Source organism: Pseudoalteromonas sp. NCIMB 1079, assembly GCF_040567695.1.
Classification (GTDB): Bacteria; Pseudomonadota; Gammaproteobacteria; order Enterobacterales; family Alteromonadaceae; genus Pseudoalteromonas; species Pseudoalteromonas distincta.
The window spans coordinates 614,384-639,487 of sequence record NZ_JBEWZA010000001.1 but is presented as its reverse complement, the minus strand read 5'-3'; the positions used below and the strand labels follow the sequence as shown (position 1 = coordinate 639,487).

At 39.4% G+C, this 25,104-nt stretch carries 17 protein-coding genes, 1 tRNA gene and 1 pseudogene; 12 read left to right on the top strand and 7 right to left on the bottom strand.

Annotation, left to right across the window (positions count from 1 at the left end; translation table 11 throughout):
- Nucleotides 1–5 precede the first annotated feature (5 nt).
- The 3 genes from ABX891_RS02945 to nudE all read right to left on the bottom strand — a co-directional run bounded on the left by ABX891_RS02945 (nucleotide 6) and on the right by nudE (nucleotide 1,587).
- A tRNA-Met gene (locus tag ABX891_RS02945) sits at nucleotides 6–82 on the bottom strand.
- 136 nt (nucleotides 83–218) lie between these two features.
- The gene (gene cysQ, locus ABX891_RS02940) at nucleotides 219–1,022 is read right to left on the bottom strand and encodes a 3'(2'),5'-bisphosphate nucleotidase CysQ (protein ID WP_002963016.1); all 804 of its coding nucleotides are present in this window, start codon (nucleotides 1,020–1,022) and stop codon (nucleotides 219–221) included.
- On the bottom strand, nucleotides 1,015–1,587 hold the full coding sequence (nudE, locus tag ABX891_RS02935; RefSeq protein WP_154903622.1) for an ADP compounds hydrolase NudE: 573 nt from the start codon (nucleotides 1,585–1,587) through the stop codon (nucleotides 1,015–1,017). The genes cysQ and nudE overlap by 8 nt, the downstream gene beginning before the upstream one ends.
- Nucleotides 1,588–1,648: 61 nt before the next feature.
- Here nudE and yrfG point away from each other — a divergent pair, with 61 nt between their 5' ends.
- A complete protein-coding gene (gene yrfG / locus ABX891_RS02930; protein ID WP_007378908.1) occupies nucleotides 1,649–2,296 on the top strand; it encodes a GMP/IMP nucleotidase in 648 nt (215 codons plus the stop codon).
- Nucleotides 2,297–2,311: 15 nt separating this feature from the next.
- On the opposite strand, the gene ABX891_RS02925 is transcribed toward yrfG, so the two are convergent.
- The 3 genes from ABX891_RS02925 to ABX891_RS02915 all read right to left on the bottom strand — a co-directional run bounded on the left by ABX891_RS02925 (nucleotide 2,312) and on the right by ABX891_RS02915 (nucleotide 3,725).
- Complete coding sequence (locus ABX891_RS02925) at nucleotides 2,312–2,935, bottom strand: dUTP diphosphatase (protein ID WP_002963012.1); 624 nt, start codon at nucleotides 2,933–2,935, stop codon at nucleotides 2,312–2,314.
- An 80-nt stretch (nucleotides 2,936–3,015) separates the two neighbouring features.
- On the bottom strand, nucleotides 3,016–3,384 hold the full coding sequence (locus ABX891_RS02920) for a YacL family protein (RefSeq protein ID WP_354628872.1): 369 nt from the start codon (nucleotides 3,382–3,384) through the stop codon (nucleotides 3,016–3,018).
- A 116-nt stretch (nucleotides 3,385–3,500) separates the two neighbouring features.
- Nucleotides 3,501–3,725, bottom strand: a complete 225-nt coding sequence (locus ABX891_RS02915; RefSeq protein WP_002963009.1) for a hypothetical protein — start codon at nucleotides 3,723–3,725, stop codon at nucleotides 3,501–3,503.
- A gap of 303 nt (nucleotides 3,726–4,028) precedes the next feature.
- Between ABX891_RS02915 and uvrD the strand changes: the two genes are divergently transcribed.
- The 11 genes and pseudogenes from uvrD (at nucleotide 4,029) to ABX891_RS02860 (ending at nucleotide 23,854) form a co-directional block, all read left to right on the top strand.
- The gene (gene uvrD / locus ABX891_RS02910) at nucleotides 4,029–6,194 is read left to right on the top strand and encodes a DNA helicase II (protein ID WP_354628871.1); all 2,166 of its coding nucleotides are present in this window, start codon (nucleotides 4,029–4,031) and stop codon (nucleotides 6,192–6,194) included.
- Nucleotides 6,172–8,241: a tRNA(Met) cytidine acetyltransferase TmcA domain-containing protein gene (locus ABX891_RS02905; protein WP_354628870.1), complete on the top strand. Its 2,070-nt coding sequence runs from the start codon at nucleotides 6,172–6,174 to the stop codon at nucleotides 8,239–8,241. The genes uvrD and ABX891_RS02905 overlap by 23 nt, the downstream gene beginning before the upstream one ends.
- 302 nt (nucleotides 8,242–8,543) lie before the next feature.
- Nucleotides 8,544–8,840, top strand: coding sequence for an IS66 family insertion sequence element accessory protein TnpA (gene tnpA / locus ABX891_RS02900; RefSeq protein ID WP_179808287.1), 297 nt, complete (start codon nucleotides 8,544–8,546; stop codon nucleotides 8,838–8,840).
- Nucleotides 8,837–9,190 carry an IS66 family insertion sequence element accessory protein TnpB gene (gene tnpB, locus ABX891_RS02895; protein WP_354628869.1) on the top strand — a complete coding sequence of 118 codons (354 nt, stop codon included), beginning with the start codon at nucleotides 8,837–8,839 and terminating at the stop codon, nucleotides 9,188–9,190. Before tnpA ends, tnpB begins: the two co-directional genes overlap by 4 nt.
- Nucleotides 9,191–9,260: 70 nt before the next feature.
- Nucleotides 9,261–10,790: pseudogene (gene tnpC / locus ABX891_RS02890) on the top strand (IS66 family transposase).
- Nucleotides 10,791–11,128: 338 nt separating this feature from the next.
- Entirely contained in the window at nucleotides 11,129–13,840 is a 2,712-nt protein-coding gene (locus ABX891_RS02885) for a TonB-dependent receptor (protein WP_354628868.1), read from the top strand.
- 65 nt (nucleotides 13,841–13,905) lie between these two features.
- A complete protein-coding gene (locus ABX891_RS02880; RefSeq protein ID WP_354628867.1) occupies nucleotides 13,906–14,604 on the top strand; it encodes an SDR family NAD(P)-dependent oxidoreductase in 699 nt (232 codons plus the stop codon).
- Nucleotides 14,605–14,640: 36 nt separating this feature from the next.
- Entirely contained in the window at nucleotides 14,641–16,971 is a 2,331-nt protein-coding gene (locus tag ABX891_RS02875; RefSeq protein WP_354628866.1) for a glycoside hydrolase family 2 protein, read from the top strand.
- A 48-nt stretch (nucleotides 16,972–17,019) separates the two neighbouring features.
- Nucleotides 17,020–18,588: a sodium/sugar symporter gene (locus tag ABX891_RS02870; RefSeq protein ID WP_354628865.1), complete on the top strand. Its 1,569-nt coding sequence runs from the start codon at nucleotides 17,020–17,022 to the stop codon at nucleotides 18,586–18,588.
- Between the two features lie 5 nt (nucleotides 18,589–18,593).
- A complete protein-coding gene (locus ABX891_RS02865) occupies nucleotides 18,594–21,230 on the top strand; it encodes a glycoside hydrolase 5 family protein (RefSeq protein WP_354628864.1) in 2,637 nt (878 codons plus the stop codon).
- Between the two features lie 170 nt (nucleotides 21,231–21,400).
- On the top strand, nucleotides 21,401–23,854 hold the full coding sequence (locus tag ABX891_RS02860) for a glycoside hydrolase family 2 TIM barrel-domain containing protein (protein ID WP_354628863.1): 2,454 nt from the start codon (nucleotides 21,401–21,403) through the stop codon (nucleotides 23,852–23,854).
- 145 nt (nucleotides 23,855–23,999) lie between these two features.
- Here ABX891_RS02860 and ABX891_RS02855 read toward each other — a convergent pair whose 3' ends face one another.
- Nucleotides 24,000–25,007, bottom strand: coding sequence for a LacI family DNA-binding transcriptional regulator (locus ABX891_RS02855; RefSeq protein ID WP_309167763.1), 1,008 nt, complete (start codon nucleotides 25,005–25,007; stop codon nucleotides 24,000–24,002).
- Nucleotides 25,008–25,104 lie beyond the last annotated feature (97 nt).

Sequence of the window (25,104 nt, the reverse complement as noted above, 5' to 3'; positions counted from 1 at the left end):
GAAATTGGTTGCGGGAGCCGGATTTGAACCGACGACCTTCGGGTTATGAGCCCGACGAGCTACCAGACTGCTCCATCCCGCGCCTGTAATTTCTTTAAAACATTTTCGTAATATTTACGAGCCTGCCTTGAAGAGAGCGCTACTATATAGGAATAAACATTTAATGCAAGACCTAAACTAATTAAAGTTGTTCAACCGAACAAAAAGCAACCAAATTACTATTCTGCGCTCAATCTTTGATGCGGATTAATCATTTTTTGCCATTCCCAGTCGGGATGTCCCATCACTATAAAGTCAGGGTTCTCAGTACTCTCTCGTTGGTTGTACGTTAGCGGGTTAAATTCTGCATCGGTAATACAACCACCGGCTTCTTCAACAATAACTTGTGAAGCACCTGTATCCCACTCTCCCGTTGGACCAATTCTTAAAAAACAATCTGCTTTGCCCTCTGCAACAGTACAGGCTTTTAAAGAACACGAACCAATAGCAATCGTTGTAAACTGACTATTTAAATACTGACTCACCGCTTCTATTTTTTGGCGGCGGCTCACTGCAAGCGTCAAGCTCTCTGGCGGCGCTACAGATATTTGCTTATCAATTGAGTTTTCACGTTTAAAGGCACCATTTTTAGCTGTAGCAAAATAAGTCACACCTTTTGCAGGCCAATGAATAACACCAAGCACAGGGTGATTATTTTCAATCAATGCAATGTTTACTGCAAAGTCGCCACTTTCTAAAATAAATTCGCCAGTACCATCCATCGGATCGAGCAACCAATAACGCTGCCAGTCCTGTCTGTCGGCGAGTGCTGGTATAGGTGTTTCTTCCGACATAATTGGGATATCGGGCGCAAGTGCTTTTAATCCAGCAACCAGTACGTCATTTGCTGCTAAATCAGCTTTGGTGACAGGCGTATTATCTGATTTCTCTTGTTGGCCAATATCGCCTTTTTTATAAATGGCCATAATTGCATCGCCAGCACGCTCAGCTAATTCAATACACGGTTCGATTAATTTATTCATCGGCAGCTCCAGACGCTAAATACTTATCTAATAATAGCAAAGCTGCAACACTGCGTGCTTCGGTAAAATCTTCTTGGTCTAATAATGACTGCCACTGAGTTAATGGCCACTTAACAACAACAAGCGGCTCTGGTTCGTCGCCAATAAGGGTTTGTGGGTATAATTGCTTAGCAAATAAAATATGCATAGTGGCATTAAAGTAACTCGGCGCCATTGTTACTGTTCTTAATGGTTTAAAATACTCAGCACCAAAGCCAATTTCTTCTTTAAGTTCTCTGTTAGCAGCTTGCTCTGGCGTTTCGCCCGGATCAATTAAGCCTTTAGGAAAACCTAACTGGTAATTGTTTGTGCCCGCACAGTATTCACGTACAAGTAGTAACTCATTATCTGCACTTAACGGAACAATCATCACTGCTCCCCGGCCACCGCCGCGAATTCGCTCATACTGGCGCTCTTCGTTATTAGAAAACTTTAACTCTAAAGACTCCACAGTAAACAGGCGACTTTTAGCAACAACATTGTTACTGAGGATTTGTGGTGGTGTTGGGTGCTTTTTCTGTGTCATTGGCGTTAATTTGCTATCATGGCAGTTAGTTCAATAATAAACCTTATAAGTTGAAATTCCTATGTTAAATTGGTCAAAAATCGATACCGTTTTGCTCGACATGGATGGAACATTACTCGATTTACATTACGACAGTCATTTTTGGCTTAACGTTATCCCTGCGCAACACGCATTAGCTAGAGGCATTAGCCTAGATGCAGCTAAAGCAGATATTTTAAAACGCTATCAAGCTGTGAGCGGTCAAATACAGTGGTATTGTTTAGATTATTGGGAGCAGCAATTAAGCTTGCCTATAATGGAGCTTAAACGAGAGTCTCAGCATTTAATTAAAATGCGCGAAGACGTACCTCATTTTTTAACCGAGCTTAAAAAAGCAGGCAAAGAGTTAATTTTACTTACCAACGCCCACCCTGAGAGCGTCATGCTAAAATTTGAGCATACAGCGATTGATAACTACCTAGATGGTGTAGTGTCTACTCATGAATATGGAGTAAGTAAAGAGCAGCAAAGTTTGTGGCACCAAGTACAAAAAGACTTAGGGTTTAATAAGCAGCGCACTTTGTTTGTAGATGACAGTGTGCCGGTATTAAATGCCGCACGAGAATACGGCATCGAGCACTTACTTGCAGTTGCTAACCCTGATAGCCAACAACCACATAACGAAATAGCCGATTACCTGAGTGTTACCGACTATCGTAAGATTATTTAACGTAGTTTACTTGGGCTAGATTTTTGGGTAACGCGCTTCAAGGCCTTGGTATACTAGCTTTGCAAAATCTGCATGTTCCGTATCAAGGCTTTTAACTACTTCAACTAAATGCTCGTTATCTTCTTGCCCGTTCCACTCTTTGATATAGCTACCATCTTTATAACCGTGATCTTGGCGGAAAAAGTTTAACGTATTTTTCCCTACGTAGCCGCGATATAAATCATCAATATCCATACCCATTTGCGCCATACAGCCAGCAAATGCAGCTGCATTAAACGTTTTATCTGCAACAGCAGAAGCCGCTAATATTTCTAGCGTTTGTTTAAAGTCATCCGCTTGTTGAGCATTACTAAGTTCAGCTTCAAGTTGCTTTGCTAAGTCTTCGTAGCTAGTTTTGCCGTCAATTCTAAGCGATAAACCAAAATGAAAAATATCAACCAACTCTAAAATAACTTGTTCGGTATCTGGTGTTTGTTTTTTCCACCATTTCCAACCATGATGATCCAGCATTTCAGCACACTCAACCCAAATAGCGCGGTACCATTCGAATCCTTGAGTAAACCATTGCTCATGTACTTTAGTGTTCATGGCGTTTTGCATTTCTAGCATAACTACTAGCTTGTTTAAATTGGCAGACATATTCATTCCTGTCGTTTTTGATTAGTGTAATAGTACAGATAAAGGAAGCTTAACGCATCAGCACTATCTTAATATGTAGTTTACTTTGAGCCGCTAAATTCAGCCCATGAATCAATTAAATCAATGAAATCTTCAAAGCCACAACCACTACTTAAACCATTTTCTTCAAGCGCTAAATCATCATCTTGATACGCTATTAGGTCTTCGCTATCTTGATGAAGCGCATGGGCTTCAAATAATGCTTCGTCTTTGGTTAATATTAAATCTATTTCTTGGCCTTTTAGCGTTAGTGGCTCAAAACTTGAACTTACCGATGCTATAAGCGCTTGCACCATAGCTACTTTATCTTTGCCTATTTCTTCGTTTAGCCAGCGGCCAATAATAGCGTGTTCACTGCTTATTTTAATACGAAGCCCGCTAATAGGATCGCGAATAAATTGATATTCCATAGGGTTTGCCTGTAAATCTTTAATTGCGTAATTATATACGTAAACGTTCGCAAACCACAGAACATATAAAGTAAAATAGCGCCACAAGGGCGCTATTTTATTCAACTTTAAAGCCGTTAACTTCGCGATCTATAACGCGCTGCGTCAATAATCGACCATAAGTAAATAATAGGCACAAGTACAAAACCTACAAGCACATAAATTAGTGCGTAACTTATTATAATAGCGAGTGCAAAAAATATAGCCGCTAAAATACGCCCTTGCACTAACTGCCCTAAACCAGGAAAAAATATATTACATAATGCTGCGATTACGTTACCGCCAGAACCTTGATCTGCCATACTAACCTCTGTATTTATTTGATTTTATAATTATTTACTTACACACTCTATGCCAATTTATTAAAGCTTACAAATCAAATAGTTAAATTACCCTAGATTTAGAGAGTTAGTAAAAATTGCTAACTTTAGGTCAAATTAGCAATTTTTATTGTGCGTTTACACTTTTTTGTTTGTTTAAAAAATTAGCAAGTTACTCGTTTTTAAGGCTATTTTATAAATAACTGTTTATAAAAACAGTATTTTATTTAGCCTAACAAAAACACCTGTTATACTGCCCACAATATTGATTAAAAAGGCGTAACGATGGACGTTTCACAATTACTCGATGGCTTAAATGACAAACAACGCGATGCCGTTGCAGCCCCACTACAAAACATGCTGGTATTAGCAGGTGCTGGGTCTGGTAAAACACGAGTGTTAGTTCATCGTATTGCGTGGCTTATGCAAGTTGAGCAAGCATCTGCTTACAGTATTTTTGCCGTAACCTTTACTAATAAAGCGGCTAAAGAAATGCGCAGCCGCGTTGAAGAAACACTAAAAGCCCCTGTAGGTGGTATGTGGATTGGTACGTTCCATGGTTTGTCGCATCGTATTTTACGTGCTCATCACCGTGAAGCTAACTTACCAGAAGCCTTTCAAATTTTAGACTCTGACGATCAACTTCGGATGATCAAGCGCTTATTAAAATCAATGAATATTGATGATAAAAAATGGCCTGCTAAACAATTTGGCTGGTACATTAGCGCCAAAAAAGATGAAGCACTTCGCCCTAAAGATATTCAAGCATACGATATTAACGAGCAAATGATGCTGCGTGTTTACGCCGCCTACCAAGAGGCCTGTGATAGAGCAGGACTAGTAGATTTTGCCGAAATATTACTACGCAGCTACGAAGTGTTAAAAAATAACCCTACGTTACTACGTCATTACCAGCAACGCTTTGCACATATGCTCGTAGACGAGTTCCAAGATACAAATACCATTCAATATGCATGGTTAAAGTTACTTGCAGGCGATACAAGCAGTATCATGATTGTAGGCGACGATGACCAAAGTATTTACGGTTGGCGCGGTGCTAAAATCGAAAATATTAAACGATTTTTAACTGACTTTAGCGCAGAAACCATTCGTCTTGAACAAAACTACCGTTCAACTGCAACTATTTTGAAAGCGTCTAATGCATTAATTCAAAATAACTCAGAGCGTATGGGTAAAAGCTTATGGACCGACGGTAGCGACGGCGAGCCAATTTCTATTTATGCGGCATTTAATGAGTTAGACGAAGCGCGCTTTGTAAGTAGCAAACTACGAAGCTGGTTAAATGCAGGTAATGCCCTACAAGATGCCGCAATTTTATACCGTAGTAACGCGCAATCTCGTGTACTCGAGGAAGCCATGCTACAAGAAGGCTTAAAATACCGTATTTATGGTGGTATGCGATTCTTCGAACGACAAGAAATTAAAGATGCGTTGTCGTACTTACGCCTAGTAGGTAATCGTCAAGACGATGCCGCATTTGAGCGTGTAATTAATACGCCAGCACGCGGTATTGGCGATAAAACATTGAGCCATATACGAGATTGTGCACGAGCAGAATCGTTACCGCTTTGGTATGCCGCAAAAGCAATTGTAGAACAACAGCATTTATCTGGTCGTGCTTCTGGTGCAGTAAGTAAGTTTGTAGAACTAGTAGAACAAATAGAAGATAAAATTAGCGATCTAACTTTGCATGAGCAAGCCAAGTACACAATTCAAACCTCAGGCTTAATGGCAATGTACCAAGCCGAAAAAGGTGAAAAAGGCCGTGCTCGCGTAGAAAACTTAGAAGAGCTAATTAGCGCTTGTGATCAGTATGAGCTGCCTGAAGACGAAGAGTACAGCTCACCTTTACAAGGCTTTTTAGCCCATACGTCACTTGAGTCAGGTGAAGGACAAGCAGAAGAACACGAAGACGCCGTACAAATGATGACGCTTCACTCAGCTAAAGGCTTAGAGTTTCCGCTAGTGTTTATGGTAGGCGTAGAAGAAGGCATGTTCCCTTCTCAGCAAAGCAACGAAGAGTCGGGTCGCTTAGAAGAAGAGCGCCGCCTTTGTTATGTAGGCATGACACGAGCAATGGATAAGTTATACATTAGCCATGCTGAGAGTCGCCGTTTATACGGGCAAGAAAAATACCATAGCCCATCTCGCTTTTTACGCGAAATCCCTGAAGACTGCGTAGAAGAAATCCGTATTAAAACACAGGTTTCTCGCCCGCCTGCCGCTGGGCGTTTTAGCGCATCAGTTAGCCATGCCGCATTTGAAGACAGTGGCTTTAACTTAGGACAACGCGTACTGCATGCTAAGTTTGGTATTGGTACTGTACTGAATTATGAAGGTAGTGGCGCACAATCTCGCGTACAAGTTAACTTTGACGACCTTGGTAGCAAATGGTTAGTAACGGCCTATGCACGATTACAAGCGGTATAAAGCACACCTAAATGAGTTAGAGCAACAATTAGCTGGCGCGTATCATCGTCAGCTAGTGTTGATCACGGGCAGCCCAGCTTGGTGTTATGAAATACTTAACTCATTAATAGATGAAAACAATACACTTGTTGTATCAAAGCAGTGCGCGATTAAAAATTCGTACTGGCCTACTCGCACACACCAAATTTTAGGGCAAGAATTTGCTCATGCTGTTTACGATGGTTTTAGTGGTTTGCACCCTGATAAACTTGCAGCACTTGCCGGCACCGTTAAAGCAGGCGGTATACTGTTTTTATTACTGCCTGAACTAGATGATTTAGGCTCTTGGCAAGATCCCGCATTAAGTACAGTGCAATCACACGGTCAGAGCATTGACTACAGCATATTTAATCAGCGTTTCGCGACTATTATTAAACCGTTACCTGCTTTTCACTTTAGTGAAAAAAATGGCTGTATTAGTAATAACGCTAGCTATGTAATGCATAATAAAATTGATTATGAGCCACAGCAAAACTGTATTGAGCAGATAGTAAAAGTAGCTAATGGCCGTGCAAACAGGCCTTTACTCATTAATGCTGATAGAGGCAGAGGTAAGTCGGCAGCACTTGGCTTAGCCGCGGCAAAACTAACTGATAAAAAAGTAATTATTTGCAGCACTCAGTTTAAAGCGACCCATAGCAGCTTTAAACATTTAGCCCAAGAGTTAAGCCTTCAATACAACGCTGAACATAAACAGCTCGCCAACTTGCACTACGTTGCACCTGACGCGTTATTAAACACACTACCTGAGTGCGATTTACTACTCGTTGATGAAGCTGCAGCAATCCCTGTTCCGTTATTACTACAAATGCTAGCTCATTACCCTCGTATAGTATTTGCAAGCACTCTGGTTGGGTATGAGGGCAATGGTAGGGGTTATACCATTCGCTTTAGTAACTATATAAAAGCGCACTATAAAGCCTCTAAAGTTGTAACGCTTGATGAGCCACTGCGTTTTGCTAAACACGATCCACTTGAGCAGCATATTCGCAGTTTATTAGCACTTGATGCACAGTATCAAGAGACTAATAGCAATAAATCGCAGATTCCTAAGCATAGTGAAGTAACTCAGCAACAACTCGTAACTGATGAAGCACTATTGTGCCAAGTCGTTGCTTTACTTGCACTTGCTCATTATCAAAGTAGTGTGAATGATTTACGCCAGTTGTTAGATGCGCCATCGCAACGCATATTTATAAGCAAATTAGACAAGCAATTAGTGGGTGTATGCTTAATCGCGATAGAAGGCGGTTTAAGTGAAGAACTTACTGAGCAAGTTATAAGTGGTGAGCGCCGCCCACAAGGGCATTTAATGGCGCAAACACTTGCACAACTGAGCTTTAACAGTGATTTTTTAACTCATTTAAGTGCGCGAGTTGTCCGTATTGCAATTGATCCAAGCTCACATAATTGTGGCCTAGGAAAAGCATTACTGAGCTATAGCGAGTCACAAGTAAAAGAACAATGTACTTGGTTTGGTGCTAGTTTTGGTGCCACTGCACAATTGCTAAAATTTTGGCAAAGCCTAGGCTTTAATGCTGTTAAATTAGGTTACCAACGCGACAAAAGCACTGCTGAGCACGCAACTTTAGTTGTTAAATCTCTTAATGCACCACAACAAAGTTTACAGTCACTGATTAAACAGTTTCAATACGAGCTCTTTTATAGCCTATTAAGCCACTTTAAGTCATTAGAATGGCAACTGGTTAGCACATTACTGCGCTCATTTAATGATGAGGTAATAGCTTCTGATACGTTAAGGTTATTTACACAGCAACTCAGCAGTAACCGCTTTACTATTTCACCCACTCTCTGGCGTTTAATTAGCCAAAATCCTGTTATAATTACTAGGATAGCAGCCAATCAGCAGCAACTTTTAATTCAAACAGTTTTACAACACCATACCGATGAGCAACTTATTAAAAATTTTAATCTCAGCGGCAAAAAGCAATTAGAACAGCAGTTCAAAAACACAACAAACATACTCGCAAAGCAACTTTCTTCATAAAGCCATTTCACTTTTCTGCAGACGTAAAAAAGCCCGAATCGTTAAATTCGGGCTTTCTACAATTTGGAGTCGGCGCGCTACTTCGTAGCGACAACGCAGTAGAATGGTAAGCGTCCGAGCAACGACACCTAGCAGAGTGGATTTAATTAATTGAAAATACCGTCAGTTTCTACTGGAGGTATTATGCAAAAAAGAACCCTTAATGACTGGCAAAAATTGATTGAGGTAAGCGTCCGAGCAACGACACCTAGCAGAGTGGATTTAATTAATTGAAAATACCGTCTGTTTCTACTGGAGGTATTATGCAAAAAAGAACCCTTAATGACTGGCAAAAATTGATTGAGCAGCAACAAACCAGCGGCTTATCTATTGTCGCATTTTGTAAAGAAAACATGTTACCCACTTCAAACTTTTATAAATATCGGTCTAAGTTACAAGACGCTGCAAAAGCACCTAAATTGGTGAAAGTGCAAAACAAAGCCATTTCCCATAAAGTGAATGCCTCAATCACGTTATCTCATGGTGAAACTCATTTAACTATACCAACCTCATCTGAGCCTACATGGGTGGCTAATTTAATAAAGGCGCTGCAAGCATGAACATGTTTATTGATGTGCCCGACGTGTACCTTTGCAATCAGTTTGTCGACTTCAGAAAATCCATTAATGGCTTAGCGGCCATTGTTGAAAGAGAACTCGAACTGTCAGTGCTATCCGGTGCCGTGTTTGTTTTTTGTAATAAAAGCCGAGATAAGCTGAAGATATTGTATTGGGATAACACAGGCTTTGCCCTGTGGTATAAACGCCTCGATAAGCACAAATTTAAATGGCCGAAAAACCTCAGCGCCGACACCCTAAACTTAACCGAGCAACAATTACACTGGTTATTATCTGGGTATGATGTCATAGGGCATCAACAAATCAACATCGAAAACGCTAGCATTATTTAGATCGTCGCGGGATCAATATTAACCATCGCATTAAGCTAGTTTACGGTAAAAAACATTATAAAATAAAAGGATGAATATTGATGTTAACTGCCTTCCAGACGATCCGGCTTTGCTTAAAAAGCTGCTGGCAGAGCACGCTGAAAAATTAGCGCAAGCGACTGCAAGAAACCGGTATCTAGAGGAACAATTCCGCCTAGCGCAACAAAAACAATTTGGTAAAAGTGCCGAAGTCTTTGACGCACAAGGTGAATTGTTTAATGAAGCCGAAGACATCATTGAGCAACCTGATGAGCTTGCTACGCAAGAGATTAGCTACACTCGCAAAACACCAAAGCGCAAACCATTACCCAAAGACTTACCCCGTGAGCAAGTGATTCATGACATTGCCGAAGAAGACAAGTTGTGTAACTGCTGTGGTAATGAGTTGCATAAAATGGGTGAAGACGTCAGCGAAAAGCTCGACTTCGTCCCCGCAAAGATAAAAGTCATTGAGCATATTCGCCCAAAGTACGCGTGTCGTGAATGTGATAAGTCAGGGTCGAATAACAGTATTAAACAAGCCAAGATGCCAAACATGGCCAATCAACAAAGGCATGGCGACATCAAGTTTATTAAGCCAAATCATCACCAGTAAATATCAGTATGCGTTGCCGCTTCACAGACAAGAGGCGATGTTCAAACAATACGGGATTGAACTGAGCCGACAAACCATGAGTGACTGGGTGTTAAAATCAGCCACCTTGTTTGAACCATTGATAAAACGATTTAAACAAGAGCTGTTAAAACAACCGGTGGTGCATGCGGATGAAACTACTGTGAATGTGGTTAATTCGGATAAAGTAAAAAGTTACATGTGGTTGTATTGCACAGGCACCGATTCACCACATCCCATAAACAAAGAACAAACAAACCACATACCTAATATTGTGCTTTACGACTATCAAAACAGTCGGGCGGCTTCCTCCGTCGTCGATTACCTTGATGGTTATTCGGGCTATTTACAGGTGGATGGTTATCAAGCCTATGCACAAACGCAAGCAACGCTAGTTGGCTGTTGGGCACATGCTCGAAGAAAATTCATTGAAGCCAAACAAGTGCAAGGTAACAAGAAGACAGGTAAAGCCGATGTGGCATTAAGTCTTATTCAAAAGCTTTACGGTATTGAATCAAAGCTCAAAGACAAAAAACCGATGAAAAACATGAAATAAGGCAACAACAAACAAAACCAATTCTCGACAAATTACATCAATGGTTAGAGCAAAACCAGCCACGGTTAATTGGTAAAACAAAACTAGCAGAAGCCGCTAACTATCTAGCGAACCAATGGCCTAAACTTATTATTTACCTTGAAGATGGTCGATTAAATATCGACAACAACCGTGCTGAACGAGCAATAAAACCATTCGTCATTGGCCGCAAGAACTGGATGTTCAGTCAAACATCTAACGGAGCGAATGCCAGTGCGGCTTTATACGGCATTATCGAAACGGCCAAAGCCAATGGTTTAATCCCATTCGACTACATCATGAAATGCCTAGATGAACTCTGCCAAGCAGAGCCAGACATCAACAGTCTATTACCTTGGAATATTATTAGTTAGGTGTAGATCACCAGACGTTTACATTTGTGTTAACGCTTTTCTTTCATTAAGAAAAGGCAATTTACATAAGCTTAAATCCATAAAATATACTCACTGTATAACGATATATAACACTTGCTTATTGTGTTTACCTACCTAACTAGGTAAACGTTTACCCAATTTAAATTCATTTAAAATCAATTGGTTGCGTTGCTTGTGTTGTTTTTGTATATTTTTTGTTAGAAAACGTTTACCTTTGGTGTTATAAATGTCGAACAATACGATATATAAACATATGCTACGGACGAAAAAAGTAACTAGGGAAGATTGCAATACAACAATATTAACGGGGAAAAATAATGAATAAACTATTTAAGACTACTTTAGTGGCGTTGGCTGTAAGTCAAATTTTAGCCGCTCAATCGGTTGTAGCCGATGAAACCGAAGATAAAATGAAAGATGTTGAGGTAATTGAAGTTAAAGGCTTTGGTGCCGCGTTGGGTAAAGCCTTACGCGAAAAACGTTTTTCTGACTCCGTGGTAGAGATAATTTCATCGGATGATTTAGGCGTATTACCAGATGTCAGTATTACCGACTCACTGGTTCGTTTACCTGGTATTGCGGCATCACGAGATAGAGGTAATGCAAGTCGAATATCGATTCGTGGCATGGGACCTCGTTTAAATAATGCAACGATGAATAATCGTGAAATCGTATCAGCAGAGCCAAGTCGAGATGTTCGTTTTGAACAATTTCCTGCTGAATTAATAGACTCAGTTGAGGTTTATAAAAGCCCGACTGCCAGCTTAGCCGAAGGCGGTATTTCTGGCCTAGTTAACATGAACTTTGTTAGCCCACTATCTAAAGATCAAAAAGTCTTTACCGTGTCTGGCAACCTTATGAAAAATACCTTAGCCGATGACTTACCAAATAACGACGGTGTTGGTGAAAAATTTTCTATTAGTTATGTAGATCCTATCTCAGATACTTTTGGTATCGCACTAGGTCTTACCTATCAAGATCAGCCATCTTTAGAACGTGGTGTGGAATCTTGGAATTATAACAATGGTGATACTCGTGGTGACTTGAATGGTAATGGGATACCTGAACACGCACCTTTTGGCGTAATGGCCAAGAGTAAACAAGGTAATAATGAGCGTATTGGTGGCCTTGCAATCGTTGAGTGGATGCCTACTGACAGCCTAACAGTGAAAGGTGATTTATTTTATTCACAGTTCGACATTAAAGAGCGTGATGACCAAATGGGACCTGGTGACTTAGGTAACTGGGATGATGCTGATGCACCTGAAGGTGGCTGGGGAGCTGAAGCATATAACAACGGCTCTTATAAAATAATTCCTCATGCCGACGGAACAGAACAGCTTGTTGCTGGTAGTCAATTAGTTGGCCTTGATGTTTCAAACCCAACCTGGTTTCAAACCAATGAAATGTTAAGCACAGGATTAAATATTGAACACATTGGTGATACTTGGACTATCACTGCTGATGTTGGTTATTCAAAAGCCAGTATCGAATCGGTTTGGGTAAATATAAAACCTACTTACGTAGGTGGCGATTACGAACTAGGTTTTGATGTTGAAGGTAAAGATGCCGCTGAAATTATTGTTAAAAATGGTGATATCAGCAGCCCTGAAAATTATTCATTGGGTAGCGTATCAGATGTATGGACCGAAACATCACCAGGTAATTGGGAAATTACAAGTCAAGAATATACGCCATCTGAAATGACAGGCGATGATGACAAAGTTCTAACCGATGAGATGTATAATGTTAATTTAGACTTTGAGCGTGACTTATATTGGGGCGTGATTGAAAAAGTAAAATTTGGTGGGCGTTTAACCGACAGAACCAAAGAGAATGATCAAATAAATGATTGGTTCCGTTATGCTAAACAAGACCATGGTTTAACTGACTATGGTATGAGTTATGAAATTGGTGGCGATTATAATGTCCCAGCAATTTATTCATTTAAAGATTGGGATCAAGTGGCCAATGTGGCATTTGGTGGCTCCACCAATCCAGGAGATCGTTCGGATAAAAACCAACTGGCTTCTTGGGAATTAAATGAAAAAAATACCGCAGCCTATGTGATGTTTAATATCTCAGGTGATGTTGGCGATACCACGTTCACTGGTAACTTTGGTTTGCGTTATGCAAAAACAGAAGTTGAGTCCATCGGTTATGAACAGAACGCTGGCGGTGATATCGTGCCGTTAACGGTTGATCACGATTATGATGTAGTGCTGCCATCATTAAATATGGTATTTAATATCACTAATGAATCGCAAATCCGTTTAGGCATTGCACGTACCATGTCTCGTCCTCCTTTATTAGAAATGCGTACTGGTTATTCGTTTGATGATACGACTCAACCTCCATCAGCAAGTGGCGGTAATCCATTACTAGACCCATATTTAGCAAACCAAATTGATTTAGGTTACGAATATTTCTGGGGCGAAAGTTCAGCGGCAACCATCAATTTGTTTATAAAAGATCTAGATTCGCACATTGGACTTTCAGAAGAGATGATAGAAGTTGATGGTCAATCGTACACCATGACTCGCTCTATCAATGGTGACGGTGGAGTCATTCAAGGCTTTGAATTATTGTATCAACAATCATTTGACATGTTACCTGCGCCATTTGATGGGTTAGGTTTGTTTGCTAACTACTCTTACACAGACAGTGATGTAGAAGAATTCAAACCAACAAGTAATCCATATAACTTAGGCGGTCTTTCTAAAGATATCGCAAGTTTAACTTTATGGTATGACAAAGATGGTTTTGATGCTCGAGTGTCTTACAACTACCGCAGTGAGTTTACTGGCATAAATAGTTGGGATCCGTCAAAGGTTAACTTGAATGCTGAAGAAACTACGGTTGATGCAAGTATTGGTTATCAAGTAACTGAAAACTTTAAATTAACCCTACAAGCTCAAAATCTAACCAACCAAGCTTCTGTAAGTTATTGGGATAATGACTATAGCAAGCCAGCTAAAAATGTTGAATGGGGTCGTCGATTCCTAATTGGTTTCCAATATTCAATGTAAATAAGACATAATCGGTAAAGTGTTGTTAACACTTTACCGCTTTTTTTATTTTAAGGATATTGAAAATGGCCAAACATATATTGCTCACAGGTGCGTCATCTGGAGTTGGTAGAGAGTTAGCAATAACGCTATCTAATCTCGGTTTTACGTTAAGTATATGCGGAAAAACTAGCAGCAAAGTTCAAACAACATTGTCTAAACTTAAACCAAACACACCAGTCTATTCCGGCTGTTTTTGTTTGTCTGACCAACAAGCACTTAATCAATTTGTAACTGAATCTAAAAAAGCCAATGGCGATATAGATATTTTAATTAATTGCGCAGGGTTAAATTCATCAAGAACATTAGCGCATCAGCCACAGTGGCAAGAATGTACAAAAATGATGGAGATTAATTATTTTGCTCCAGTACGATTAGTTGAGTTAGTTTTACCATCCATGTTGACAAAAAAAGATGGCATTGTACTGAATGTCCTGTCAACCACATGTTTATATGCAAATGCAGGCATTGCCCAGTACACGGCCAGTAAGTCAGCATTAGATATGTATACTAAAGTGTTGAGAAAAGAGCTCCATGCTAGCGGTATAAAGGTTCTGTCCGTTTATCCGGGAGGTATTAATACTGAATTTAGATCTGAATCAAGACCAAACTATTTAAATCCTGAGGATGTATCAGAGGCGATTGTGTCTATGTTACAGACAAAAGGAAATGTACATGTACATGAATTGGTTATTAGACCTGAGTGTGAAAGTAACTTTTGCTAAATTATTATTGCTGAATTCAGCGTTAAGGGGTGTCTAGTGTTAAGAGCACTATGTTTTATTTTATTATCATTCATTATTAGTTCATGTGGTGTTAAACAAACGCCATCAATTAATAAAGTTAATATAAACCAGAATTGGAAATTTAAAGTTGTAAAGGCGAATGTTGCTAACGATAGTTGGGAACAAGTTAGTTTACCGCATACTCCAAAGATTGAGCCTATGGTTGTTAATGATCAGTGGCAAGGTGATGCAATATACGAAAAAACATTAGATATCTCGCCTACATGGAAAGATAAAAAAGTGTTTATTCGTTTTGAAGCGGCAATGAGCCATGCGCAAGTTTGGTTAAATGACACTAAATTAGGTGAGCATTTAGGTGGTTACCTGCCATTCACTTATGATTTAACTGACTTAATCAGTGAGACAAAACCGAATATTATAAAAGTAAAATTAAGTAATCTTGATAACCCAATTATTGGTCCTAAACCGCTTAATAAATTAGACTTTAATACTTACGGTGGGTTATACAGAGACGTTAACTTAATAATTAAAGACCGTTTGTACATCACCGATGAAATGCAGGCGAATAAAGTAGCAAGTGGTGGCATTTTTGTTACTTACCCAAAAGTAAGTGTTAAAACCTCAACCATTAATGTTAAAACCCATATTGCCAATGACTACAAACAGAGCAAAGATTTTACACTTAAGCAAAAAGTATATTTCAATAATGAATTAGTGGCTGAAACATCAGATGACAGTTTGTCGCTACAAGCTAATGATAATCATCAATACAATCAAATATTGAATATAGAAAACGCTCATTTGTGGAGTCCTAATTCACCTAATCTATACCAACTAAGCACAGAGATTTATTTAGGTGATGAACTGGTTGAGCAAAAGAATACTCGTATCGGTATTAGAAAATTTGAATTTAATGCAAAACATAAATTGTTGATCAATGGTGAGAAAACATTTTTACGAGGCGTAAACCGCCATCAAGAATATCCTCATGTTGGATACGCAACGTCTGCACAAGCTGATTACCGTGATGCGGTTAAAATAAAATCAGCCGGTTTTGATTATGTCCGTTTATCTCATTACCCTCATTCTAAAGCGTTTATGGATGCGGCCGATGAATTAGGCTTAGTATTAATTGATGCTATTTTGGGCTGGCAATATTATTTAGAAAACCCAGAGTTTAAACAGCAAATCATTAACACCTGTCATGATCTTATCCGTCGTGATAGAAATCATGCCAGTGTATTAGCTTGGGAATGTTCATTAAACGAGTCTTGGATGCCAGAACCGTTTATTGCTGACTTACATCGTGCCGTTAAGTTAGAAGACCCTACCGGCTTCTCTGCCGGCTGGCAGCTTGGTTATGATTTATATTTGCAAGCCCGTCAACATAGACAAAAACATTATGAAGTCCCCACTCAACCTTACAATGTTTCAGAGTACGGTGACTGGGAATATTACGCACAAAATGCAGGCTTAAATCAAGACTCGTGGAGCGATTTAAAAGAAGAGGAACGTACTTCTCGTCAGTTATTAAGTGCAGGTGAAGCCCGTTTGTTACAACAAGCGAGAAACCTACAAGAAGCTCATAATGACAACTTAAGCTTTCCAGCTTTCGCTGATGGTTACTGGGTAATGTTTGATTATAACCGTGGTTATGCGGATGACTTAGAATCATCGGGGATCATGAGCTTATATCGTTTACCTAAATACAGTTATTACTTTTATCAAAGTCAACGTAGCCCTCAAATCAAGTCAGATAAGTTTGATTCTGGTCCTATGGTCTTTATTGCTAGCGAATGGAACGGTCACTCATCAAACAATGTGAGAGTGTTTAGTAATGCTGATGAAGTGGAACTTTGGTTAAATAACACATTGATCGCTAAACAAAAACCAACTCAAAATAAATTATCTAGCCATTTAAATCATCCTCCATTTGAATTTGCTATGCAGCAATTTAAACCGGGTCAATTAAAGGCAAAAGCATTTATAGATGGTGAATTAGTCGCTGAGCATAGTGTTACCACTGCTGGAGAACCAGCAGGGATAAAACTATCTATCGATATTAGTGGACAATTACCAGCGGTTGGTGTCAAAGATGTCGTCTTTGCTTATGCACAATTAGTGGATAGCAAAGGAAACTTGGTTCATACCAATGGTGAAGAAATTCATTTTAGCACCACAGGTGATATTGAGATTGTTTACTCAAGTGATTCACTTACCGAGCAAGGTAAAGCAGCCGTATTATTACGTATTGGCGAATCGTTAAAAGGCGGAACTATTCAAGCTAGCTCCAGCGCTTTAAACATAAAAAGTTCACCATTACAGTTTGAGAATCTTTCAAATTAATAGAATAAGTAGTCAATAAAAAGCTACAACAATGAAGAAAGGATATGTATGACGTTAAATACAATTGATTTGGCAATATTTGCCATTTATGTGCTCGGTTTAATCGCTATAGCTTATTATGTTTCTCGTGAAAAAGTCGGTCATGATAAAAATACAGATGATTATTTCTTAGCTAGTAATAGCTTGCCTTGGTGGGCAATTGGAGCATCCTTAATTGCCGCTAATATTTCTGCTGAGCAAATCATAGGTATGTCTGGCTCTGGTTACGTAGTCGGTTTAGCTATTGCGTCTTATGAATGGATGTCGGCAATAACCTTGATCATTGTTGGTAAGTACTTTTTGCCTATTTTTATGAAACGTAAAATTTATACGATGCCACAGTTTTTACAGGAACGTTTTGATGGTCGCGTTAAAACGACCATGGCTATTTTTTGGTTAGCGGTTTATGTTTTTGTTAATTTAACTGCGGTTTTATGGTTAGGTGCGTTAGCGATTAATACCATTACCGGCCTAGACTTAACCATTTGTATGATTTTACTGGCGGTTTTATCACTAGCTTATTCATTGTATGGCGGGTTAAAAGCGGTTGCCTTTACCGATATTATTCAGGTTGTATTGCTGATAGCCGGTGGCTTATTCTTATCTTATATGTCGCTAAGTTTAATTGGTGATGGACAAGGATTATTGGCTGGATTTGATCGCTTAACTAGCGAATTACCTGAAAAGTTTGACATGATCTTATCAGCTGATAGCCCTCATTATGTCAACCTACCAGGTTTGTCAGTATTACTTGGTGGTTTGTGGGTCATGAACCTGTCTTATTGGGGATTCAATCAATACATTATCCAACGTACGCTTGCGGCTAAAGATTTAGCTGAAGCACAAAAAGGTATCGCCTTTGCTGCCTTTTTGAAATTGTTAATGCCTGTAATTGTTGTTTTACCTGGTATCGCAGCGGTACTTCTATTACCAGAGCTGTCAAAACCAGACCAAGCCTATCCTGAATTAATGAACTTAATGCCAACTGGTCTAAAAGGGTTGATCTTTGCAGCCTTAGTCGCTGCTATCTTGTCGAGCTTAGCGTCGATGACTAACAGTGTTGCGACTATCTTTACGATGGATTTATATAAGCCAATAAAATCAGATAAATCGCAGTCTCATTATGTGTTAGTTGGACGTGTGGTAAGTGTAATCGCATTAATCATTGCATTATTGACTGCTAAACCGCTTCTAGGTGACTTTGATCAAGCATTCCAATATATCCAAGAATTTACTGGATTCTTCACACCAGGAATTGTTGTGTTGTTTTTATTAGGTATGTTTTGGAAAAGAACAACCGCCAATGCGGCACTTGCTGCCACAATAGGCTCAGCGGTGTTCTCAGTTGCAGCCAAAATACTCATACCTGAAGTGCCTTTCATGGACAGAGTAGGTTACGTCTTTTTAAGTTGTTTTGCGTTGGCGGTTGTCGTGACATTGATGCAAAAAGAGTCAAAAAATGCACACCCTAATGCAGTTCAATTAGACGATGTTAATTTCACCACGCAAAAGAGTTTCAATATATCTGCCTTATTGAACACGCTTATATTAATCGCATTTTATACAGTTTGGTGGTAATAAAAATGAGTAAAATACGAAGCATAATTACGGCGTTATTAACGTTTTCGATAGCAGCAAGCAATGTTCAAGCGCAGACTACTGAGAATGTAGTAGTAGAAAAAGGCGTACTTAAATGGGCATCTGGCGAACAGAAGGGCAAAGAGCTTGCTTTGTTTGGCGTTAATTATAGTGCGCCATTTGCTTACTCTTATCGTGCTCTGAATAAGCTTGGTATCGATCCTAAACAAGCAATTGATATGGATGTCGATCATATTGCTCGTTTAGGGTTAGACGCCTACCGTATCCATCTTTGGGATCGAGAGCTGACTGATAAAGCTGGTAACTTACAGAATAATCATCACTTAGAGTTATTTGATTATTTGCTGTTTAAACTAAGCCAAAAGAATATTAAAGTCATTCTGACACCACTTGCTTGGTGGGGAAGTGGTTATCCTGAACCTGATCCGCTAGAAACCGGTTTTGCCACTAATTATAGCAAAGCACAAATGAATGAAGTTGAGGCGGCTATTGCTGCCCAACACATTTATTTAAAACAGTTAATGGCGCATACCAACCGTTATTCTGGGCAACGTTATGGACAAGATCCAAACATTGTGGCTCTGGAGTTGTTTAACGAACCTAAGCATCATCAATCACCTGAAAAAAGCATAAGCTATATTGAGGGATTAATTGATGTTATCCGTCAGCAACAGGTGACAAAACCGTTGTTTTATAACATTAGTGAACAAGGTAATGATCAACCTTATGCAAAAGCATTATGTGAAAGTAAAATCGACGGTATCGCCTATCAATGGTATCCAACAGGATTAGTAAAAAATAGTGAAATATTGGCCAATATGTTACCTATGGTGGCAAGCTACACCAATGTATTTGCCTCTATTGCTAGTTGTAACAACAAAGCGAAAATGATCTATGAATTTGATGCTGCTGATGTCGGTCGCAGTGTTATGTATCCAGCTATGGCAAGAAGTTTTAGAGCCGCTGGTTTTCAATGGGCTACTCAGTTTTCTTATGATCCTGGGAATATTGCTCATACAAATTCAGAATACAATACTCACTATTTAAATTTACTCTACACTCCTAAAAAAGCCATTAGCTTAATGATAGCGGCACGTGCTTTTAAACAAGCGGAGCGAGGCGTTGAATCTAAGCCTTATCCAGAAAATAATCAATTTGGAGATGTTGAATTAAGTTATCAAGATGATTTGAGTTTATTTAATAACGACCGTTATTTTTATCACTCAAACACAACCACCAAAGCCCCGAAAAACCTTAAGAAATTGAAGCATATTGCAGGTGTTGGTAGCTCTCCAGTTGTTCAATATGAAGGTAATGGCGCTTACTTTTTAGATAAATTAACCGACGATATTTGGCAGTTAGAGGTGTATCCAGACGTACATCAATTACAAGACCCATACCAAAACTCTAGCTTACAAAGAGAAGTTAGACGCCTTTATATCAATCAACGTAAATTAACGGTAACGGTTGATGACTTAGCCGAAAGCTTTTATCTACAAGGTATTAATTTACATAATTCAACTCAAATCAAAGCCGATAATAACAGCGTGGTTATTACACCAGGTAAATACCTGATTGCCAATTCACAGCAGCAGCTGGAGCAGTTCATGGTTGCATCGGCAGTGGGCAACCAGAGTTCGAATAGTCCGAGTGAAAATATAACGGCTAAAAAAGTTTCAACCGATTACTTTTTACCTAACATTCAAAATCAAGATTTAACTTTATCGCATCAACCTCAAAGAGCGATAACGCTAGATGATGATTATCAGCTCGTTGTCAAACTTGGAACTAATCAAGCGGTTGATAATGTCGAATTATTGTTACGTTATCGCAATGACAGAAGCTTTACTGCTTTTGCAATGACCAAACAATCAGGTACAAAATACAGTGCTCCATTGCCTAAATCTTGGCAAAAGACAGGGCCAATGGAATATGCATTTGTTGTGACTTCTAACGGTGAAAAAACCACATTTCCAGGAGCCGTAAGCGGTACACCATTTGACTGGGATTTTGTCAAAGCAACTGATTACTGGTCGTTTGAACTGCAACCTAAAGGTACACCTTTGAGTTTGTTCGATGCGCAATTGGATCGTAATAATTTAATTTATCCTAAAAATGGCAAGGTAAGACAAGAGTATGTTAGTGGTCAAAATGGATTGGGCACGGTTTTAAAACTGGGCTTAGATAATCTAACCCAGAGCAACGATTTGTTAAAAACCACCTTGGCAGCGGATAGTCAGTTAATCGACAGAAATACCCGAGGACTAAATACGGTCGCAATAAAAATACGTTCGTTAACCAAACAAGAGCATATTAACTTTGCTCTGTTAGATAAAGACGGGTTGGCATTTGGCACTAAACTAAATGTAACCAATCAATGGCAGTATTTACTTGTGCCGTTATCTTCATTAACCTCCAGCGAGACAATGATGATTCAAGCCTATCCATCGTTTATGCCTAATTCAATTGCCCCACAGGGCAATGATGCTAAAACATTTGATAGTTCTATAAACTTAATACAAGGTTTGCAGATCTCATTAGACGTTAAAGCATATAACGACAAGGCAATGTCTAGTTGGCATGGTATCGAAATAGAGAACGTAAGTTTAATTAAACGCTAGAGTTTGACGTTTACTTAAGCTACTTATTTCAGGTTACTACAATTACGTAGTAACCTGACTAAATCTGGAGGAGACCCGGTTTGAGTTTTATAAAATTCAATTTATTCAGTATGTTACGTGTAAGCTTATTGGTTTTATTTACCCACCTTATTTCCTTCTATTGCTATTCGATGGATGTTAATAGCAGTCCAGATATTAATTTAGATTGGCGCTTCCATCTTGGTGATGTGAAGCAAGGCTCTGACGTTAATTTAGATGTTACTAACTGGCAAAAAATTCAGTTACCTCATGACTGGTCAATTAAAGATATTGGCTCAAGCAATAGCCCATTCGATAAAAACTCAATCGATCAATACGACACCGGTTATACCAAAGGTGGCATTGCCTGGTATCGAAAAGAAATTGAGCTAAATAGCCAATTAAATACCGAGCTAAAAGATAGCGTGGCTATCCTTGAGTTTGGTGGTATTTACATGAATTCAGAAGTCTATGTAAATGGCGCATTGGTTGGCGGCCAACATTATGGATATACATCCTTCTGGATTGATATTACCAACCATCTGAAATTTGGGCAGACCAATACGATTGCGGTGAAAGTGAATAATAACCACTTAAATAGCCGTTGGTATTCAGGCTCTGGGATATATCGCCCTGTGTCACTTTCATTTAAACCCGCTACTCATATACAGCATTGGGGCACGTTTGTTACTACACCGGTAATAACTGATGAATTTGCCAGTATTAACGTGGATACCTCAATTGTAAGTAAAAGTATTGTTAGTAAAACCAATGTAAGCAAAACCAATAAAAAGATATCGTTGACGCAAGAGGTGTTAGATCAACAAGGTAATGTTGTTGCTCAGCAACGTAATAGTAATGTCAGTTTGACTGCCACAAGCTCGGATAGTCCTAAAAATAGCTCTAACAGCACCAACGGCTCTGTTGGAAAAACCGGGCACGTTAACACCACTATCACATTACCGCGGCCAACATTATGGTCAGGCTCATCACCGTATTTATACAAATTAAAACAAACTCTTGTTGTGGATGGTGTTCAGACCGATGTCACCGAAACGGAGTTTGGCATTAGACAGTTATCGTTTGATGCCAAAAATGGCTTTACTCTAAATGGTCAACCTCTGTTGTTAAAAGGGTTAAACATTCACCATGATAATTATTTATTAGGCTCTGTGGCTTATAAACGAGCAGAGGAACGTAAAGTAGAAAGAATATTAGCTGCTGGATTTAATGCGGTGCGTACTGCCCACAATCCGCCCTCAGTGGCATTTTTAAATGCGGCTGACCGTTTAGGATTGTTAGTGATCAATGAAATATTCGACGCTTGGAATTATTCTAAATTTGATCATAAAAACGATTATGCATCTCGGTTTAAGCAAGATTGGCAACAAGATGTCAGTAACTTTATAAAGCGAGACCGAAATCACCCTAGCGTCATCATGTGGAGTTTAGGCAACGAGATCCCCGAACAGAATGAAGCATTAGGCGTTAATACTGCATCAATGCTTAAAGCACATGTTCTGTCTTTAGACAGTAGCCGGGAAATAACCGTCGGTGCTAATACTGCGGGAGAAAAGGCGGATCCATATTTAAATGTGTTTGATGTTGTAGGTTATAACTATCAAGAAAAAAACTATAAAAGCGAGCATAAACGTTTTCCTGCACGAGTAATGTATGGGTCTGAAACTTACTCCAATCTTGCATTTGAGTATTGGCAATATGTCGAAGACTTGCCTTATGTCATCGGTGATTTTGTTTGGACTGGGTGGGATTATATTGGTGAAGCATCGATTGGCTGGACCGGCTATGCCCCTGAGTGGAAAAACTTAGCTCCCTATCCTTGGACATTAGCTTACACTGGCGAAATTGATGCATTAGGCTTTAAACGTCCAGCGGCTTATTACCGAGATGTACTTTGGCACACCGGAAAGAACAAAATATCTGCATTTGTGCAAAGTCCAAATCCATCATTAAGCCCGGAACAAGACCCGTCGTGGTATTTGTATTGGGTCAGTCCAGATATTCATCCAAGTTGGACATGGCCAGAAGCAAAAGGGAAAAACCTAGATGTTGTGGTTTATTCAGTATTTGAGGAAGTTGAATTATTCATTAACGGTAAAAGTTACGGTCGCCAAATAACCTCACCAGAGACTAAATTTATGACCACGTTTACTGTGCCTTATATTGAGGGCACGTTAAAAGTGGTTGGCTACAATGCTGGGGTTGCCGAAGATCAATGGTTATTAAATACGGCAGGTAAACCCGCTGAGATAAGACTGGTCTCCCAGCGCAAGTCACTGTCGGCTGATGGGCAAGATATAGCTTATGTTACCGCAGAGCTTTATGACGCTGAGGGGCATCGAGTTTATCATTGGGATCAAGATGTGGCGGTAGAATTTAATGTGTCAGGCACTGGAAAACTATTAGCTGTGGGTAATGCAAACCCAAGATCGGTAGAAAGTTTTACAAGCAATAGTAGACAAACATTTCGGGGTCGCGTTGTGGCCGTTGTGCAATCTAACAACCGCGTTATAGGTGATATTACCGTTACGGCCAAAGCCAAAGGTATAACCTCTAATAAGATCACGTTTAAGACTCGTAATTAATAAAAGAATAAGTAGAAAACCACTAGCTAAGAAAATCAGTAGCTAAAAAAGCTAATGCTAATACCAAAGTAGTTTTGACGACAAATACAGGTCTAACACACAGATAATATCCGTGAAAGACATTACCAGTGCTTTGAAGATTAACTTAGCTTTTTAATCCGGTGGATTCGCGTTTTACTAATCTAGGTATGTATTTAAAGCCTTTTTTAAGTTGCTCTGCTGATATATTGGTGACTTTTTTTAATGCTAGTTGAGCTGCAAATTCCGCCATTTCTTCAACAGGGTAGTGCAAGGTGGTTAGTTTTGGTCGAGAGTAGCGGGACAATAATACGTCATCGAAACCAATCACTGATATATCATTTGGCACTTTAAAGCCGTTATCTTCAAGGGTACAGATCGCACCAATGGCCATTGCATCGTTGTACACAAAAATAGCATCAAAACTTGAATCACTCGATAACAATTTCTGTGTCGCTATTTCACCACCTTGTAACGTTGGTTTTTCTTGTACAGTATGGTGCGGTAACAATGAAGAGCCAGATTCCGCAATTTCCTGCTGAAATCCTTTGAAGCGTAATGCGGGATCATCGATTGCGTAGTGACTTGAAATACAGGCAAATTTTGTATGTCCTAGAGACATTAAATGCCTTGCTGCAATTTTTCCACCTTCTTCATTATCAAGCCAAACACACTTCTGGGCTATTTGCTCGATAAACCGATCAATTAATACGAAGCCCGGTACGTTGTTGGCTAATTCGATCAGTTCCTGATCCGGCAGTTTTTTACTATGGATAACGATAGACTCACAACGTCGTTCTAACAGTAGATTTATCGCCTGTCGTTCAGACTCTTCACTGACCATACCGGTACTCAGTAGAAGCTGCATATTATTTTGGCGAGCGACTTTATCCACACCATTAGCGAGAGAGGCAAAAAAAGGGTCGGTTAAATCTGGGATCACTACACCTAATGTTGTACTTTTTTGGGTCACTAATGCTCTGGCATTTTCGTTTGGGCGATAGCCCAATTTTGCCATAATAGACAGCACTTTATTTTTGGTTTTTTCGCTTACTTTAGGGCCATTGTTTACCACTCGTGAGACAGTGGCGATTGAAACGCCAGCTTCCTTTGCTACATCTTTTATGGTTGACATAAATAATTTTCGTATAGAATTTTGTCTGATATTACATGGTATTTCCTATGGTTAAAAGTCAAAACGTTTACATATCTTATTTCTGTGTATTTCCTTT